Source organism: Pseudomonas sp. (genome assembly GCF_049301935.1).
Taxonomy (GTDB): Bacteria; Pseudomonadota; Gammaproteobacteria; order Pseudomonadales; family Pseudomonadaceae; genus Aquipseudomonas.
In genome coordinates, this window is sequence record NZ_JBAQLP010000104.1 from 75,016 (window position 1) to 91,541 (window position 16,526).

The following is a 16,526-nucleotide window of genomic DNA, read 5'->3' on the forward strand; positions in this document are numbered from 1 at the left end:
GGCCTCAGCTCATCTGACGCACTGCATTGCTGGAATGCCGAGGAGCAATACCATGGTCGCCGACGTCGCTTACCTGGAACAAAGCCTGCAACGCAGCCAACAGCAGCTCAGCCAACTGGAGAGCAGCTTTGCCCGTCAGCGCCAGGCGTTCAAGGCCAACCCCATGCCTTCGGCCGAACAACGCATCCAGTGGCTCAACGTACTGCGCGACTTGCTCAGCAACCAGCGTGACGCGCTGATCAGCGCGATTTCCCAGGACTTCAGCAACCGCAGCGCCGACGAAACCCTGCTCGCCGAGCTGATGCCCAGCCTGCATGGCATCCACTACGCGAGCAAACGCATCAAGAAGTGGATGAAGCCTTCACGGCGCAGCGTCGGCATGCAATTTATGCCCGCGCAGGCCAAGGTCATCTACCAGCCCATGGGCGTGGTCGGGGTGATAGTGCCGTGGAACTACCCGCTGTTTCTCGCCATCGGCCCGCTGGTCGGCGCCCTGGCGGCCGGCAACCGGGTGATGATCAAGATGAGCGAATCGACCCCGGCCACTTCGCAGCTGATCAAAGACCTACTGGCCAAGGTCTTCCCCGAGGATCTGGTCACCGTCGTTTTGGGCGAGGCGGAAGTCGGCATGGCCTTCTCCAAGCTACCGTTCGACCACCTGCTGTTTACCGGTGCCACCAGCATCGGCAAACACGTGATGCGCGCCGCCGCCGAGAACCTCACCCCGGTCACCCTGGAACTGGGCGGCAAGTCGCCAGCCATCGTTTCAGCCGACGTGCCGCTGAGTGACGCGGCCGAACGTATCGCCTTCGGCAAGACCATGAACGCCGGGCAGACCTGTGTGGCCCCGGATTACGTATTGGTGCCGAAAGACCGCGTGGAGGGCTTTGTCGAGGCCTACCGCAATGTGGTGCAGAGCTTCTACCCGACACTTGCGGACAACCCGGACTACACCGCGATCATCAACGAGCGTCAGCAGCAGCGCCTCAATGGCTACCTGCAGGACGCCGAGAGCAAGGGCGCGACCATTATTCCGCTGTACCCCGAAGCCCAGGGCCGGCGCATGCCCCAGGCCGTGCTGCTGAACGTGACCGATGAGATGAAGGTGATGCAGGACGAGATCTTCGGCCCGCTGCTGCCGATCATCCCCTACGACAAACTGGACGACGCCTTCGCCTTTATCAACCAGCGCGACCGCCCGCTGGCGCTGTACTACTTCGGCTATGACAAGGGCGAGCAGCAGCGCGTGCTGCACGAGACTCATTCGGGCGGCGTATGCCTCAACGACACCCTGCTGCACGTGGCCCAGGACGACATGCCCTTCGGCGGCGTCGGCCCCTCCGGCATGGGTCATTACCACGGCCACGAAGGCTTCCTGACCTTCAGCAAGGCCAAGGGCGTGTTTATCAAGCAGCGTTTCAACGCCGCCAAACTGATCTACCCGCCCTACGGCAAGTCGATACAGCAGCTGATCTACAAGCTATTCGTGCGTTAGACCTTCTAGTTTGTAGGAGCCGGCTTGCTGACGATACCCAAGCGCCGTCTGCAGAGCTGATCGCCGCAAGCTGGCTCCTACACAAACCCGTACTGGTGATAACAACAATGCATAACGCCACCCTTGATTCACCGCAGTTGTCGCGCCGCAGCCTACTCAAGGTCGGTCTGCTGGGCACCGCACTGCTCGGCACGGCGGGCCTGACCGCTACTCTAAGTGGCTGCTCGGCCAGTACACCAAAAGCCGGCTTTGCGGTGATCCGTGAGTCCGATCTGGCCTTTCTGCAGGCCCTGATCCCGGTGATGTTGGCCGGCGCGGTAACGAACGAGAAGATGCCGCAAGCCGTGGCAGGCACCCTCGCCAACCTCGACTACAGCCTTAATCACCTCTCGCCGGAACTGCTCAAGCTGACCGTGCAGCTGTTCGATGTGCTGGCCATGCCGATCACCCGCGGCCCGCTGACCGGCGTCTGGGGCAGCTGGGAAAACGCGTCGCCTGCGGCTGTGCAGGCGTTTCTCGAACGCTGGCAGAACAGCTCCATCGGCCTGCTGAAAATGGGCCACGCCTCGCTGCTGCAGCTGGTGATGATGAGCTGGTACAGCCGAGCCGAGTCCTGGGCGCATTGCGGCTACCCCGGCCCGCCTACAGTCTGACGGCTGGCTGCGCGTCGGCCATGCGTTGTTGCAGATGCGCTCGGACGGTGACTTGTCACCGAACGCCCGGAGGGCGGCCCGCAAGGGCGAGTGAAACGAGTACTGCTCATTTACAGCTCGTAAACTCCGCGTCCTCGCGCATCTGCGCCTAGCCTGGCTCTAGCTCGCTCAACCTTTTATGCAGCACGATCATAAAAAAGAGAACTTGAAATGCCTGTACCGGATAGTTTCAAAGAGGGCTTGGCCCGTGGCTGGAAGACCTATAACGGCTCACGCCTGGACAGCGACCTGACCCTGGAAGCCGACGTGGCCATCGTCGGCAGCGGCGCCGGCGGCGGCACCACCGCGGAAATTCTCAGCGCGGCCGGTTTCAAGGTGCTGCTGATCGAGGAAGGCCCGCTAAAGACCAGCGACGACTTCAAGATGCTCGAAGACCAGGCCTACGCCAGCCTCTATCAGGAAGGCATCGGCCGCATGAGCAAGGATGGCGCCATCACCATCATGCAAGGCCGCGCGGTCGGCGGCACCACGCTGATCAACTGGACCTCGAGTTTTCGCACGCCCGCACCCACCCTGGAGCACTGGGCCAAGGAGCATGGCGTCAAAGGCCACAGCGCCGAAGACATGGCGCCCTGGTTCGAGCAGATGGAACAACGCCTGGGCGTCGCGCCCTGGGTCGTGCCACCGAATGCCAACAACGCGGTGATCAGCAGCGGCTGCGACAAGCTCGGTTACGAGTGGCAGACGATTCCACGCAACGTGCGCGGCTGCTGGAACCTCGGCTATTGCGGCATGGGCTGCCCGACCAACGCCAAGCAATCGATGCTGGTCACCACCATCCCGGCGACCCTGGATAAGGGCGGCGAACTGCTCTACCTGGCCCGCGCCGACAAGTTGCTGATCGACGGCGAGCGGGTCACGGGCATCGAATGCCTCGGCATGGACGAGCGCAGTGTCGCCCCCACCGGCCGCAAAATAAGGGTCAAGGCCAAGCATTACGTACTCTCAGGTGGCGGCATCAATACACCGGGGATTCTCCTGCGCTCGAATGCACCGGACCCGCACCAGCGCAGCGGCAAACGCACCTTTCTGCACCTGGTGAACTTCTCTGCGGCCTTGTTCGATCAGGTCATCAACCCCTTCTACGGCGCGCCGCAGTCGATCTACTCCGACCACTTCCAGTGGGATGACGGCGCCGCCGGGCGGCTGTCCTACAAGCTCGAAGTGCCGCCGCTGCAGCCGGCACTGACCGCCACCCTGCTCGGCCGCTTCGGCATCGACAACGCCATGCGCATGGAGCAGCTGCCCAATACCAACGTGATGCTGGCCCTGCTGCGCGACGGCTTCCACCCGGACAGCGCCGAAGGCACGGTGGAACTGCGCGGCGACGGCAGCCCGGTGCTCGACTACCAGATGACCGACTACACCTGGGACGGCGTGCGCCGCGCCTTCCACAGCATGGCCGAGATCCAGTTCGCCGCCGGCGCCCGCGCCGTGCTGCCGCTGCACGCCGACGCCGGCTACGTGAAGACCCTGGCCGAGGCGAAAAGCCTGATCGACAATCTGAGCCTGGAGCTGTACCGCACCCGCCTGGGCAGCGCCCACGTGATGGGCGGTTGCGCCATGGGCGAGGACCCGCAGCAGGCGGTCACCGATAGCCTCGGTCGTCACCATCAACTGAGCAACCTGTCGATCCATGACGGCTCGCTGTTCCCCACCAGCATCGGCGCCAACCCGCAGCTGTCGATCTACGGCCTGACCGCCAAACTCGCGACAAAACTCGCCGAGCGTCTCAAGCACGCCTGATGGCGAGATATTCACGGGCCGTTCTGCGCCTGTGAATAGCCTCGATAACCGGCGGCCGACTTGGCCGCAGGGAAACGCTGCGCTACCATCCGACTCCCCAACGGACCCGCCAGGACGTCACGATGAATCGAGTGTTATACCCAGGCACCTTCGACCCCATCACCAAGGGCCACGGCGACCTGGTCGAGCGCGCCGCACGGCTGTTCGATAGCGTGATCATTGCGGTCGCCGCCAGCCCGAAGAAAAATCCGCTGTTCAGCCTGGAACAACGCGTCGAGCTGGCCCGGGAAGTCACCCAACACCTGCCCAACGTGGAAGTGGTCGGCTTCTCCACCCTGCTGGCGCACTTCGCCAAGGAGCAGGGCGCCAATGTGTTTCTGCGCGGCCTGCGCGCGGTGTCGGACTTCGAATACGAATTCCAGCTGGCCAATATGAACCGCCAGTTGGCCCCCGATGTGGAAAGCCTGTTCCTCACCCCGTCGGAAAAGTACTCCTTTATCTCCTCGACCCTGGTGCGCGAAATCGCCGCCCTGGGCGGTGATATCACCAACTTCGTGCACCCGGCCGTGGCCGCCGCGCTGACCGAACGTTTCAAGCGCTGATCGCAAAGCGTCGGCCGCGTGCAAGCGCGGCCCTGATGGGGCACAATTTACCCATTGCTTTCCCCAAGTTTTATGGCTGTGCCCAAGAGGGCGCAGCAGGAGTACATCATGTCCCTGATCATCACCGACGATTGCATCAACTGCGACGTCTGCGAACCCGAATGCCCTAACGCGGCAATTTCCCAGGGCGAAGAAATCTACGAGATCGACCCCAACCTGTGCACGGAGTGCGTCGGCCATTACGATGAGCCGCAGTGCCAGCAGGTCTGCCCGGTGGACTGCATTCCACTCGATAAAAACCATGTCGAGAGCAAGGATGAACTGATGCAGAAGTACCTGATCATTACCGGTAAAGCATGAAGAGCGGCCGCCTGATCCGCGGCCACCGCCTCTGGCGCACCCTGCTCGGTGCGCTTGCCCTGCTCTGCGCCCTTGAGCTGCAGGCCGCAGCCCAGCCTGAACGCATCGCCATTGCCAGCGCACACCCCGCCGCCACCGTGGCCGGTCAGGAAACCCTGGCACTCGGCGGCAACGCCTTTGACGCAGCAGTGGCCATCAGCGCCGCCCTGGCGGTGGTCGAGCCGTACGGCTCCGGGCTGGGCGGCGGCGGCTTCTTTCTGCTGCGCGAAGCCGGCGAATCACCGACCTACCGCTTTCTCGATGCCCGCGAACGCGCGCCCCAGGCGGCGCATGCCGACCTGTATCGGCTCGATGGCGAGATCCGCAAAGAGCTGTCGCTGAATGGCGCGCTGGCCGCCGCCATTCCTGGCCTGCCGGCAGCACTGGTCGAGCTGGCGGAACGCTTTGGCCGCCTGCCGCTGCGTGACTCGCTGGTCCCGGCCATTCGCCTGGCACGCAGCGGCGTGAGCATCGACCGGGTCTATCGGGAACGCGCTGGCTGGCGGCTCGAGGCCATGCGCGACGACCCGGAAACCGCACGAATCTTCCTCGACAAAGGCGAAATCCCCGACGAGTTCGGCCTGCTGCGCCAGCCGGAGCTGGCCCGCACCCTGGAGCAACTGGGCACAAAGGGCCTTCAGGGCTTCTACGCAGGAACAGTGGCAGAGCAGCTGGTCAGGGCCGTGCGGGATGCCGGTGGCATCTGGACCCTTCAGGACCTGGCAGACTACCGCATCGTTGAACGCCAGCCGCTGCGCGTTCCGCTCAATCAGGGCCGTGAGCTGATCAGCGCGCCACCGCCATCAGCCGGCGGCATCGCCCTGGGGCAAAGCCTGCTGCTGCTGCAGCAACTGCCCTGGCAACAGGCCGATAGCGTGCAGCGCACTCACCTGATAGTCGAAACCCTGCGCCGCGCCTACCGCGACCGTGGCCTGCTGGGTGACCCGGACTTTGTCCGCAACCCTACGCAGCAACTGCTGGCACCGGCTTACCTGAAACAACTGGCCAGCAGTATCGACCCGCAACGCGCCACGCCAAGCGACAGCCTACCGCCCAGCCAACCCTGGCAGGAAGGCGACCACACCACCCACTTCTCGGTGCTCGACACCAAGGGCAACGCGGTGGCGGCGACCCTGTCGATCAACCTGCCGTTCGGCGCGGCCTTTACTGCACCCGGCACCGGGGTGCTGCTCAATAATGAGATGGATGACTTTGCCGCCGATGTACAAGGCAGTAATGCCTACGGCCTGAGCGGCAGCCAGGCCAATAGCATCGCCGCCGGCAAACGGCCGCTGTCGAGCATGAGCCCAAGCTTTATCGAAGGTGCCGAGGGTTTCGCCAGCTTCGGCACACCGGGCGGTAGCCGGATTCCCAGCATGGTGCTGCTGGCGATGCTGGAGTACCTGGATCAGCAACCGATCGAGCGCTGGCCCAGCGTCGGCCGCTACCACCACCAGTTCCGCCCGGACCTGATCGAGCATGAGCCAGATACCTTCAGCCCTGCGGAGATCACGGCGCTCGAGGCGCGCGGGCATCACTTAAAAGCAACTGGCAGGCAGTACGGCAATCAGCAGGTGCTGTACTGGGACAAGCAAGGCGGGAGGGTTGCAGCGGCAAGCGATCCGCGCGGGATCGGTACTGCGGTGGTCACACCAAGCGTGCCGCAGTAACGCGGATCACCGATGCGCCAGACCAGAGCTGCTCAGGGCTGCCAAAGCAAACACTGCGGCAGCCCCGAAGCAGACAGAACTATTAGTTCTTCTTATAGCCGTTGGTGGTGCACCCTAGGCAGCGCACAAAAGCTGCTTCTCCCGGCTCAACCACCAGTGCATGGCCAGCCTCGCCGATATTGCCACCTGCGGCCGTGAACGGCAGGCTCACCACAAATGCCACGGCACCGATGGCAGTAGCGGCAATCAGCAATGGTCGGGCGATCAACAGATCGCCAATCATCGAAAACGCTTTTGGCGCGTTGGCCGTATAAAGAGGGTCGCCACTGCTGTTCTGCTGCGCTACGTCAGCATAAGCCGGCAGCGCCAGCAGGCCAGTGGTCAGCGCCAGAGCAGCAGCGGTTGAGCGGAACAGTTTCATGGGGCGATCCTTCAGCTATTAGGAGGCAGTGAGATTAACTATAACAGCGCATTGGTAATTGTCAGCGTGACGGCCGTCAATCGCCATAAAAGGCATATGCAGGTTTTTTCGGAATAAAGGGCCGGTAAAACGCCAAAATCTCCTTGAGATCGGCCGCTTCGTCACCCGTCGGCATAAAGATCGGGCCGATAACCACCCGCTTGTTCTGATAGTCCAGCGCCCCCAGCACAATCGGCACGCCTGCGCCGAGAGCGATGTGATAGAAGCCCATCTTCCAGCGTTCGACTTTCTTGCGCGTGCCTTCGGGCGAGAGGATCAGCATAAATTGCTGATGTTCACTAAAGGCCCGCACCGCCTGCTCAACCGTATTGCCCTGACGCTCGCGGCGAATGGCGATGCCGCCCCACAGGCGCATCAGCGCACCAAAGGGCCAGCGGAAGATCGTGTGTTTGCCAAACCAGCGGGCATTCAGACGCAGCACAAACTTCACCGCGATAAAGATCACGAAATCCCAGTTAGAAGTGTGGTGCGCACCGATCACCACAAACTTGTCGAGCTTCGGCAGCTCGCCCTCGATACGCCAGCCCATAAGCTTCAGCGCCGCGCGGCCGACCCACTCGGCCACAAAGTTACGTGGCAGGTAATTACCGGACATCAATACCTCGGTCGTTCTTTTTGTTGTGTGGTCAGTTCAGACATCGGCGCCTAACGGGCAAATCTAGCCCTGCGAAGTTCTTGGAGCATGTTTGAGATCTCGCGAGCTAGAGTCCTGCAAGGCGCTAGGTTAGTAACAGCCTCCGGCTGGTCAAAACAGGCGAGAAACGTAGCGCAGCGGAGTAACTATTCCTAGCGCTGGCAGCGCGGGCAATACACGCTGGCACGCTGACCCAGCTTGACCTCGCGCAGGGTGCTGCCGCAGTGCTTGCAGAACTCACCGCCGCGCCCGTAGACAAACAGCTCCTGCTGGAAATAACCCGGCTGACCATCGCCGCCGACAAAGTCGCGCAGGGTGGTGCCGCCGCGCTCGATGGCGTGGGCGAGGATGCGTTTGATCTCACCCGCCAGCCTCAGATAGCGCGCCCGCGACACCGAGCCGGCCTCACGGCGCGGGTCGATACCGGCAGCAAACAGCGCCTCGCTCGCGTAGATATTGCCGACCCCGACCACCACGGCGTTATCCATGATAAACGGCTTGATCGCCATGGCCCGGCCACGGGACAGCTGGAACAATCGCTCGCCATCGAACAACTCGGTCAAGGGCTCCGGCCCCAGCTTGCTGAGCAGCACATGGTTCAACGGATCGGCGCTCCAGAGTAGCGCGCCGAAGCGCCGCGGATCGGTGTAGCGCAGGGCCAGACCCGATTCCAGTTCGATATCCACATGCTCATGCTTGGCGGCCGGTAAACCCGCCTCGACCAGACGCAGGCTGCCGGACATACCCAGATGGCTGATCAGACTGCCGGTTTGCGCCTTGATCAGCAGGTACTTGGCGCGCCGCTCGACGCACTCGATACGCTGCCCGGACAGCTGAATATCCAGGTCTTCGGGGATCGGCCAGCGCAGCCGCCGTTCGCGCACAATCACCCGGCTGACGCGCTGACCCTCAAGGAACGGCGCGATGCCACGGCGAGTGGTTTCTACTTCAGGAAGTTCTGGCATAGCGAGTGATCAGCTGAGCAATCCGAGCGGGCGCCTACCTTAGCAGGAATGCCCCGGGATCGACGAGACAGGCTAGCGCGCCGATTAACTCGCCCCTAAGTCGCGGATGCTCTCGCGCAGGTTCTCGAAGTCATATTCGGACAGGCCGACATACTCCAGCACCAGCTGCTCGATGCTCTGCCACTCATGGTCATCCGGCTGATTACCCAGCACCCGATGGCTTTCACAGATGTGCTCGGCCATCTTCAGAATCGCCAGCAGGGTTTTCAGCTGCGCATCGCGGCTGGAATCCTCGGTGAAAATCGCCAGGGCGTTGTGGTGGCTGGCAATCGCCTCGCACAGGTGCAGCGGCAGGTTCCACGACTTGGCGGTGAAGTAACCGACCACCGCGTGGTTGGTGTTGAGCAGGCGATTCTCGGTGTCCACCACGCGGCGCTCGCCGGTGGCACTGGCGTAGGCCTCCTCGAGCACGCTCATGTAATTGGGAAAGCGCTTGAGCATCAGCGGGATGCCGCAGTTGTGGAACAAGCCGAGGGTGTAGGCCTCATCCGGCGAGTGGTAGCCGATGCGCTTGGCCAGGGTCAGACAGGTCATGGCCACATCCTGGGCGGTGTCCCAGAAGCGGTTGAGGGTGACGATCGCCTCATCCGTCAGCTCGCCACGGATCGATTGCGCATTGATCAGGTTGATCACCGTGTTGCAGCCCAGCAGGTTGACCGCCTGCTGGATCGAGGCGATGCGATTGGTCAGGCCGAAAAACGGCGAGTTAACCAGTTTCAGCAGCGCGCCGGACAGGCCAGGGTCCTGGCCGATCAGCTTGGCGATAGCACGCAAGTCCGGGCTCGGCATCACCTGTTCCATCTGCAAATCCACCATGATCTGTGGCTGCGGCGGCACGCTGATGCCCTGCAGCACTTGCTGGATATATTCGGCGGAAAGCTCTTGGGACATGACGGGGACAACCGGAACGAGAAGTGACCCACAGTCTAGCTAAACCCTCGGCACTGCCACAGGCGACTTTTGTAACCGCTGCGACTTAGGGTCTGTTGAGGTTTCAGCGCAATCGATGAAACGCCAACAGAGGCGAATGAACCCGCTATAATTCCGCTCTTTTTTCGGAGTCCCCCAGCATGTCCCTGCCCAGCCTGCGCCTGAAAGCCAACGCCGATCGACGCCTGCGCGCCGGCCATCTGTGGGTCTACAGCAACGAAATCGACGTCGCTGCCACCCCGCTCAGCGGCTTCGCCGCGGGCGACCAGGCCATTCTCGAAGCGACCGGCGGTAAGCCGCTGGGCGTCGTCGCCATGAGCCCGAACAACCTGATCTGCGCGCGCCTGCTGTCGCGGGACGTCAAGCATGTGCTGGACAAATCCCTGCTGGTGCACCGCATCAACGTCGCCCTGTCGCTACGCGAGCGGCTGTTCGACAAGCCCTGCTACCGCCTGGTGTATGGCGACTCCGACCTGCTGCCGGGCCTGGTGGTTGACCGTTTCTTCGACATTCTGGTGGTGCAGCTGGCCTCCGCCACCATGGAGCGGCACAAGGACGAGGTGCTCGCCGCGCTGATCCAGGTGTGCAAGCCCAGCGGCATCCTGCTCAAGAATGACTCCGCCGCCCGCGATGCCGAAGGCCTGGCGCGTTATGTGGAAACCCCGTTCGGCGTGGTGCCGGAGTGGGTCGCCCTGGAAGAGAACGGCGTGAAGTTCGAAGCGCCGGTGATCGAAGGGCAGAAAACCGGCTGGTTCTATGACCACCGCATGAACCGCGCGCGCCTGGCGCCCTACGTTAAAGGCAAGCGCGTGCTCGACCTGTTCAGCTATATCGGCGGCTGGGGCGTGCAGGCGGCGGCGTTTGGTGCCAGCGACGTGATGTGCGTGGACGCCTCAGGTTTTGCCCTCGACGGCGTGGAGCGCAACGCGGCGCTGAACGGCCTGACCGATAAAGTCGCTTGTGTCGAAGGTGATGTGTTTGAGGCACTGAAACAGCTGAAGGCCTCGGAAGAGCGCTTCGACGTGATAGTTGCCGACCCGCCGGCCTTTATCAAACGCAAGAAAGACCTGAAGAACGGCGAAGGCGCTTATCGCCGCCTCAACGAACAGGCCATGCGCCTGCTCAACAAGGACGGCATCCTGATCAGCGCCAGCTGCTCCATGCACCTGCCCGAAGACGACCTGCAGAACATCCTGCTGACCAGCGCCCGCCATCTGGACCGCAATATCCAGCTGCTCGAACGCGGCGCCCAGGGCCCGGATCACCCGGTCCACCCGGCCATTGCTGAAACCCGCTATATCAAGAGCCTGACCGTGCGCCTGCTGCCCAATAGCTGAGCACCTGCACCTGCCGAGTGCGTCTCGGCAGGTGCTTCTTTCTCTCCCGCGTTGTTACCACTCCCCACATCGTCCTGGCGCAACCGCGCCACTGGACTAGGCTTATCTCCAGCACGACAGCGCCCGTGAGGCAGCGCAGCGGACTGGCACAGTGCTTGCGTAATTTGAACATTCAAACAAGTTCCCGTCGTTTCATAGACGCGAGCCTGCGAATTCAAGCCTGCAGATAACGGCCACAAGCTGCTGTCTGCTCAGAGTACATTTGGGGAGGGGTATGGCTGACCTGGCTGGGGACAAACCGTTCCTGCAATTCACCAACGTCAAGAAGACCTACGACCACAAGAATCTGGTGGTCAAGGATTTCAACCTGGATGTGGCCAAGGGCGAATTTATCACCCTGCTCGGTCCGTCCGGCTCGGGTAAAACCACTTGCCTGATGATGCTCGCCGGGTTCGAGGACGTGACCAGCGGCGAGATCCTGATCAACGGCCGTTCGGTCACCAGCATCGCGCCCTACCAGCGCAATATCGGCATGGTGTTCCAGCAATACGCGCTGTTCCCGCACATGACCCTGCGCGAAAACCTCGCCTACCCGCTGAAAATCCGCAAACAGCCCAAAGAGGTGATTCGCGCCAAGGTCGATGAATACCTGTCGCTGGTCGAGCTGCTGGATTTCGGCAACCGCTTCCCTGGGCAACTCTCCGGCGGCCAGCGCCAGCGCGTAGCCCTGGCCCGCGCGCTGATCTTCGCCCCCGATATCGTATTGATGGATGAACCCCTCGGCGCCCTGGACAAGAAGCTGCGCGAGCAGATGCAGTTCGAGATCAAGCGCCTGCACGAACAGCTCGGCTTTACCGTGATCTACGTGACCCACGACCAGACCGAAGCCCTGACCATGAGCGACCGCATCGCCGTATTCAACAACGGCATCGTCCAGCAATGCGCGCCGCCCCATGTGCTCTACGAGCGCCCGGCCAACCTGTTCGTCGCCGACTTTATCGGTGAGAGCAACAAGCTCAAGGGCGTGATCGAAAGCGTCGGCGCAGACAGCGTGCAAGTGCGCCTGGAGGATGGCGGTCTGGTCAGCTCACTTAAAGCCAACTGCACTGAAGTCGGCCTGCCGACCACCGTGTCGATCCGCCCGGAGAAGCTCAGTTTTACCGAGCGCCTGGGCAGTGCCGGCAACCAGGTGATGGCGCGCTTCGTCACCCGGCATTACGTCGGCGAATATATCCGCTATCACTTCGAAACCCGCGACGGCACCGAGCTGGTGGTGAAGAACATGAATGACAGTAGCGCCCCGCAACTCAGTGCCAAGGAAGAAGTCGCCCTGGCCTGGCTGCCGCAAGACAGCCAGGCCCTGGATCGCCCAGTCGTCACACCAACCTGACCCCTATAACTAGAAGCAGAAGCAATGGAGCACAGCATGGCTAGAACACTGACCACCCGCTTTTCCACCTTCGCCCTCGCCGCCGCCCTGGGCACGGCAAGTTTCGCCGCCAGCGCCGAAGAAACCCTGACCGTGGTCTCATGGGGCGGTGCCTACGGCGCCGCCCAGCAGAAACACGTGATTGACCCGTTTATGAAGGACACCGGCAACAAGGTGCTGTTCGAGGACTACACCGGCGGTGTGGCCGAGATCAAAGCCCAGGTCGAGTCCGGCAATATTCAGTGGGACGTGGTCGACTTCGAAGTAATCGACCTTGAGCGCGCCTGCTCCGAAGGCCTGCTGGAAAGCATCCCGCGCGACATCCTGCCACCAGGTATCGACGGCGTACCGGCCGACAAAGACTTTATCCCCGAAGCCCTGGCCAGTGAGTGCGCAGTCGGCAATATCGTTTGGTCGGTGGTGTTCGCCTACAACGAGAAAACCATCGGCGGCACCAAGGCGGCGAGCATCAGCGATTTCTTCGACACCCGCAAAATCCCCGGCAAACGCGCCCTGCGCAAACGCCCACAGGTGAATATGGAGTGGGCACTGCTGGCTGACGGCGTAGCGCCGGCTGAAGTCTACGACGTGCTGTCCACCCCGGAAGGCCAGGCCCGTGCCTTCGCCAAGCTGGACACCATCAAGCAGGACATCGTCTGGTTCGACTCCTGGTCCCAGGCCCCGCAACTGCTCAACGATGGCGGCGCGGTGCTGGTGCAATCGGCCAACGGCCGCTTCTATGACGCCATCCGCCAGGAAAACAAACCCTTCGTCATCGTCTGGGACGGCCACGTCTACGACCTCGACGCCTGGGCCATCGTCAAAGGCTCGCCGAAAAAGGATCTGGCACTGAAGTTTATTGCCTACGCCACCGGCTCTACCCCGCTGGCCGGCATGCCGGACGTGGCGTACGGCCCGACCCGCAAATCCTCCATGCCGCTGGCTGACCAGAGTGCCGCACCGCACCTGCCAACTGCGCACCTGGATAAAGGCATCCAGGCCGGTTCGGACTTCTGGGCCGACTACGGCGAATCCCTCGGTGAGAAATTCAACGAGTGGCTGTTGAAGTAACCCGCTATGACCCCTCTCCCGCGGGAGAGGGGTCAGGATTTTCGGAGTAACGCCTTGTCCTCCCTTACGTCTAGCGAAGCCAGCCAAGCCTCCAGCGCCCGTAACAAGAAGCGCCTCAGCGCCTTTCTGTTTGTCGTGCCGCTGCTGGTGTTTATCCTGCTGACCTTCGTCGCACCCATTGCCAGCATGCTCTGGCGCAGCGTCCATCACCCAACGGTGGCCGCCCTGATTCCGCTGACCCTGAGCGAGCTGCAACGCTGGGACGGCAAAACCACACCCGATCAACAGACCCTGAGCGTGTTCGCCCAGGAGCTGCACAGCCTGGCCAAAGAGCGCCAGTCCGGCAAACTGGCCGAAGAGTTCAACCGCGCTTCGGCGGGCATGTCCAGCGTGGTCAAATCCACCGCCCGCAAAGTCTCACGTCTGAATGACGAGCAACTGACGCAACAAGGCGCCGAGATCCTGCTCAAGTCGCACCGCAACTGGAGCAGGCCGGATATCTGGTACGCCATCCAGCGCGCGGGCAAACCCTACACCTATGACTACTACCTGACTGCGCTCGACTTGGAGTTGCACCCCGAGCAGGGCATTCAGATGCGCGAAGACACGCAGATCTATCTGCAGCTGTACAGCAAGACCCTGAGCATGGCGCTGGTCATCACCATCTTCTGCGCCCTGCTCGGCTACCCGCTGGCCTACTACCTGGCCGGCCTGCCAGAGAACCGCGCCAACCTGTTGCTGGTGCTGGTGCTGCTGCCGTTCTGGACCTCGCTGCTGGTGCGCACCACGGCCTGGATCGCCCTGCTGCAGACCAACGGGGTGATCAACTCCTTCCTGCTCGGCATCGGCGTGATCGGCCAACCCATCGAGATGCTCTACACCTCGTTCGCCACGGTGGTGGCGATGACCCACATTCTCTTGCCCTTTATGATCCTGCCGCTGTACAGCGTGATGCGCGGCATCGATCCCAGCTACCTGCGCGCGGCGCTGTCGCTGGGCGCACGACCGATTCCGGCCTTTGCGCGCATCTACTTCCCGATGACCCTGCCGGGCCTGAGCGCCGGCGCGCTGCTGGTATTCATCATTTCCGTGGGCTACTACATCACCCCGGCCCTGGTGGGCGGCACCGATGGGCAGATGATCAGCAATATCATCGCCTTCCATATGCAGCGCTCGAACAACTGGGAACTGGCCGCCGCGCTCGGCTCGCTGCTGCTCGGCCTGATCCTGCTGCTGTACTGGCTGTACGACCGCTTTGTCGGCGCCAGCAATATCAAGTTAGGCTGAGGAGCAGACCATGAAAATCCCCGCCTACTACGGCTTCTGGCATCACCTCGGGGCCTGGCTGCTGAAGACCAGCTCCTGGCTGGTGCTGCTGTTTTTGATCATGCCGATCCTGGTGATCATTCCGCTGTCGTTCAACGTCGAGCCGTTCTTCAGCTTTACCGAAGGCATGCTCCGCCTGCAACCCGAGGCCTACTCGCTGCGCTGGTACAGCGCCATCTTCAGCGACGACAAGTGGCTGCTGGCGATCAAGAACAGTTTTCTGATCGGCATCTTTGCCACCCTGATCGCCACCGTACTCGGCACCTGCGCCGCCGTTGGCCTGGCCCGTGACGATATGCCCGCGCGGCGACTGATCACCGCGCTGCTGCTATCACCGATGATCGTGCCGCTGATCATCACCGCCGCCGGGATGTTTTTCTTCTATTCCGACCTCGGCCTGGCCGGCAACTACCTCGGGGTGATCATCGCCCACGCGGCGCTCGGCACGCCGTTCGTGATTATCACCGTGACGGCCACCCTCACCGGCTTCGACTACAGCCTGGCGCGCGCCGCGCTCAACCTGGGCGCCACGCCGCTGCGGGTGTTCTTCGACATCATCATGCCGCTGATCCGCCCCGGGGTGATTTCCGGCGCGCTGTTCGCCTTTATCACCTCCTTCGACGAGGTGGTGGTGATCCTGTTTATGGCCGGCCCGCAGCAACGCACCATCCCGCGGCAAATGTTCTCGGGCCTGCGCGAGCAGATCAACCCGAGCATCCTGGCCATCGCCACCCTGCTGATCCTGGTGTCCATCGCCCTGCTGGTAACCATCGAGCTGCTGCGCCGCCGCGCCGAACGCCTGCGCGGGGTCGAATTGATCGAATAGCCAGCGGCCAAGGCGCGCTCACCACCGAGCGCGCCGGCCTTCCTTGCAAGCGCGCCGAAGGATTAGAATCGGCGCACTTCCTGCCACACCCCAGGCGGAGTTTTGCGCCCGGACGGGCCAGCGCCCACCACGCGTCAGGTACCGTCCCGCCCTGCAAATGGTCACTTCCGTTTGCCTTGGGCCTGAACCCGGCTCAACATACGCTTCACACAGCCATATACAGCCCGTTGCCGGCACAGCAACCCTTCTGTGCACGGGTGACCTGAATAGCCTTTGCAGGATTTATCGCCATGCCTGATTACCGCTCGAAGACCTCCACCCACGGCCGCAATATGGCCGGCGCTCGCGCCCTATGGCGCGCCACCGGGATGAAGGACGAAGACTTCAAGAAGCCGATCATCGCCATCGCCAACTCCTTCACCCAGTTCGTGCCCGGCCACGTGCACCTGAAGGACATGGGCCAGCTGGTGGCCCGCGAGATCGAGAAACACGGCGGCGTGGCCAAGGAATTCAACACCATCGCAGTCGATGACGGCATCGCCATGGGCCATGACGGCATGCTCTATTCGCTGCCGAGCCGCGAGATCATCGCCGACTCCGTGGAGTACATGGTCAACGCCCACTGCGCCGACGCCATCGTCTGTATCAGCAACTGCGACAAGATCACCCCCGGCATGCTGATGGCCGCCCTGCGCCTGAACATTCCGGCGATCTTCGTTTCCGGTGGGCCAATGGAAGCCGGCAAGACCAAGCTGGCCAGCCACGGCCTGGACCTGGTCGACGCCATGGTGATCGCCGCCGACGATACGGCATCCGACGAGAAAGTCGCCGAATATGAACGC

Annotated in this window: 16 protein-coding genes; 12 read left to right on the top strand and 4 right to left on the bottom strand. The window is 62.4% G+C overall.

Annotation, left to right across the window (positions count from 1 at the left end):
* Nucleotides 1-52 precede the first annotated feature (52 nt).
* The 6 genes from WA145_RS14245 to ggt all read left to right on the top strand — a co-directional run bounded on the left by WA145_RS14245 (nucleotide 53) and on the right by ggt (nucleotide 6,625).
* Nucleotides 53-1,495, top strand: coding sequence for a coniferyl aldehyde dehydrogenase (locus WA145_RS14245; protein WP_422582209.1), 1,443 nt, complete (start codon nucleotides 53-55; stop codon nucleotides 1,493-1,495).
* A 107-nt stretch (nucleotides 1,496-1,602) separates the two neighbouring features.
* Nucleotides 1,603-2,148, top strand: coding sequence for a twin-arginine translocation pathway signal protein (locus tag WA145_RS14250; RefSeq protein WP_422582210.1), 546 nt, complete (start codon nucleotides 1,603-1,605; stop codon nucleotides 2,146-2,148).
* A 210-nt stretch (nucleotides 2,149-2,358) separates the two neighbouring features.
* On the top strand, nucleotides 2,359-3,954 hold the full coding sequence (locus tag WA145_RS14255) for a GMC family oxidoreductase N-terminal domain-containing protein (protein ID WP_422582211.1): 1,596 nt from the start codon (nucleotides 2,359-2,361) through the stop codon (nucleotides 3,952-3,954).
* Nucleotides 3,955-4,076: 122 nt separating this feature from the next.
* Nucleotides 4,077-4,556: a pantetheine-phosphate adenylyltransferase gene (coaD, locus tag WA145_RS14260; RefSeq protein WP_422582212.1), complete on the top strand. Its 480-nt coding sequence runs from the start codon at nucleotides 4,077-4,079 to the stop codon at nucleotides 4,554-4,556.
* Nucleotides 4,557-4,664: 108 nt separating this feature from the next.
* Nucleotides 4,665-4,916: a YfhL family 4Fe-4S dicluster ferredoxin gene (locus WA145_RS14265; protein ID WP_422582213.1), complete on the top strand. Its 252-nt coding sequence runs from the start codon at nucleotides 4,665-4,667 to the stop codon at nucleotides 4,914-4,916.
* Complete coding sequence (gene ggt / locus WA145_RS14270; RefSeq protein ID WP_422582214.1) at nucleotides 4,913-6,625, top strand: gamma-glutamyltransferase; 1,713 nt, start codon at nucleotides 4,913-4,915, stop codon at nucleotides 6,623-6,625. The genes WA145_RS14265 and ggt overlap by 4 nt, the downstream gene beginning before the upstream one ends.
* 82 nt (nucleotides 6,626-6,707) lie before the next feature.
* Here ggt and WA145_RS14275 read toward each other — a convergent pair whose 3' ends face one another.
* The 4 genes from WA145_RS14275 to WA145_RS14290 form a co-directional block, all read right to left on the bottom strand.
* A complete protein-coding gene (locus tag WA145_RS14275; protein WP_422582215.1) occupies nucleotides 6,708-7,046 on the bottom strand; it encodes a multidrug transporter in 339 nt (112 codons plus the stop codon).
* 76 nt (nucleotides 7,047-7,122) lie between these two features.
* Nucleotides 7,123-7,701, bottom strand: coding sequence for a lysophospholipid acyltransferase family protein (locus WA145_RS14280; protein ID WP_422582216.1), 579 nt, complete (start codon nucleotides 7,699-7,701; stop codon nucleotides 7,123-7,125).
* A gap of 191 nt (nucleotides 7,702-7,892) precedes the next feature.
* Nucleotides 7,893-8,705 (bottom strand): bifunctional DNA-formamidopyrimidine glycosylase/DNA-(apurinic or apyrimidinic site) lyase, encoded by an 813-nt coding sequence (gene mutM, locus WA145_RS14285; RefSeq protein WP_422582217.1) that lies wholly within the window; start codon nucleotides 8,703-8,705, stop codon nucleotides 7,893-7,895.
* Nucleotides 8,706-8,789: 84 nt separating this feature from the next.
* A complete protein-coding gene (locus tag WA145_RS14290) occupies nucleotides 8,790-9,602 on the bottom strand; it encodes an HDOD domain-containing protein (protein ID WP_422582226.1) in 813 nt (270 codons plus the stop codon).
* Between the two features lie 233 nt (nucleotides 9,603-9,835).
* On the opposite strand from WA145_RS14290, the gene WA145_RS14295 reads away from it, so the two are divergent.
* The 6 genes from WA145_RS14295 to WA145_RS14320 form a co-directional block, all read left to right on the top strand.
* A complete protein-coding gene (locus WA145_RS14295) occupies nucleotides 9,836-11,032 on the top strand; it encodes a class I SAM-dependent rRNA methyltransferase (protein ID WP_422582218.1) in 1,197 nt (398 codons plus the stop codon).
* A 274-nt stretch (nucleotides 11,033-11,306) separates the two neighbouring features.
* Nucleotides 11,307-12,422 carry an ABC transporter ATP-binding protein gene (locus WA145_RS14300; RefSeq protein ID WP_422582219.1) on the top strand — a complete coding sequence of 372 codons (1,116 nt, stop codon included), beginning with the start codon at nucleotides 11,307-11,309 and terminating at the stop codon, nucleotides 12,420-12,422.
* A 36-nt stretch (nucleotides 12,423-12,458) separates the two neighbouring features.
* Complete coding sequence (locus tag WA145_RS14305; RefSeq protein WP_422582220.1) at nucleotides 12,459-13,532, top strand: ABC transporter substrate-binding protein; 1,074 nt, start codon at nucleotides 12,459-12,461, stop codon at nucleotides 13,530-13,532.
* A gap of 54 nt (nucleotides 13,533-13,586) precedes the next feature.
* Nucleotides 13,587-14,819, top strand: coding sequence for an ABC transporter permease (locus WA145_RS14310; RefSeq protein ID WP_422582221.1), 1,233 nt, complete (start codon nucleotides 13,587-13,589; stop codon nucleotides 14,817-14,819).
* Between the two features lie 10 nt (nucleotides 14,820-14,829).
* On the top strand, nucleotides 14,830-15,684 hold the full coding sequence (locus tag WA145_RS14315) for an ABC transporter permease (RefSeq protein ID WP_422582222.1): 855 nt from the start codon (nucleotides 14,830-14,832) through the stop codon (nucleotides 15,682-15,684).
* Between the two features lie 290 nt (nucleotides 15,685-15,974).
* Nucleotides 15,975-16,526: dihydroxy-acid dehydratase (locus WA145_RS14320; RefSeq protein ID WP_422582223.1), on the top strand; the 552-nt coding region annotated here is incomplete at its 3' end.

Coding starts and splice junctions, on each gene's coding strand:
- WA145_RS14305 (WP_422582220.1), top strand. CDS start 12,459: ATGGCTAGAACACTGACCACCCGCTTTTCCACCTTCGCCCTCGCCGCC.
- coaD (WP_422582212.1), top strand. CDS start 4,077: ATGAATCGAGTGTTATACCCAGGCACCTTCGACCCCATCACCAAGGGC.
- WA145_RS14255 (WP_422582211.1), top strand. CDS start 2,359: ATGCCTGTACCGGATAGTTTCAAAGAGGGCTTGGCCCGTGGCTGGAAG.
- ggt (WP_422582214.1), top strand. CDS start 4,913: ATGAAGAGCGGCCGCCTGATCCGCGGCCACCGCCTCTGGCGCACCCTG.
- WA145_RS14275 (WP_422582215.1), bottom strand. CDS start 7,046: ATGAAACTGTTCCGCTCAACCGCTGCTGCTCTGGCGCTGACCACTGGC.
- WA145_RS14300 (WP_422582219.1), top strand. CDS start 11,307: ATGGCTGACCTGGCTGGGGACAAACCGTTCCTGCAATTCACCAACGTC.
- WA145_RS14265 (WP_422582213.1), top strand. CDS start 4,665: ATGTCCCTGATCATCACCGACGATTGCATCAACTGCGACGTCTGCGAA.
- WA145_RS14280 (WP_422582216.1), bottom strand. CDS start 7,701: ATGTCCGGTAATTACCTGCCACGTAACTTTGTGGCCGAGTGGGTCGGC.
- WA145_RS14250 (WP_422582210.1), top strand. CDS start 1,603: ATGCATAACGCCACCCTTGATTCACCGCAGTTGTCGCGCCGCAGCCTA.
- WA145_RS14295 (WP_422582218.1), top strand. CDS start 9,836: ATGTCCCTGCCCAGCCTGCGCCTGAAAGCCAACGCCGATCGACGCCTG.
- WA145_RS14315 (WP_422582222.1), top strand. CDS start 14,830: ATGAAAATCCCCGCCTACTACGGCTTCTGGCATCACCTCGGGGCCTGG.
- mutM (WP_422582217.1), bottom strand. CDS start 8,705: ATGCCAGAACTTCCTGAAGTAGAAACCACTCGCCGTGGCATCGCGCCG.
- WA145_RS14245 (WP_422582209.1), top strand. CDS start 53: ATGGTCGCCGACGTCGCTTACCTGGAACAAAGCCTGCAACGCAGCCAA.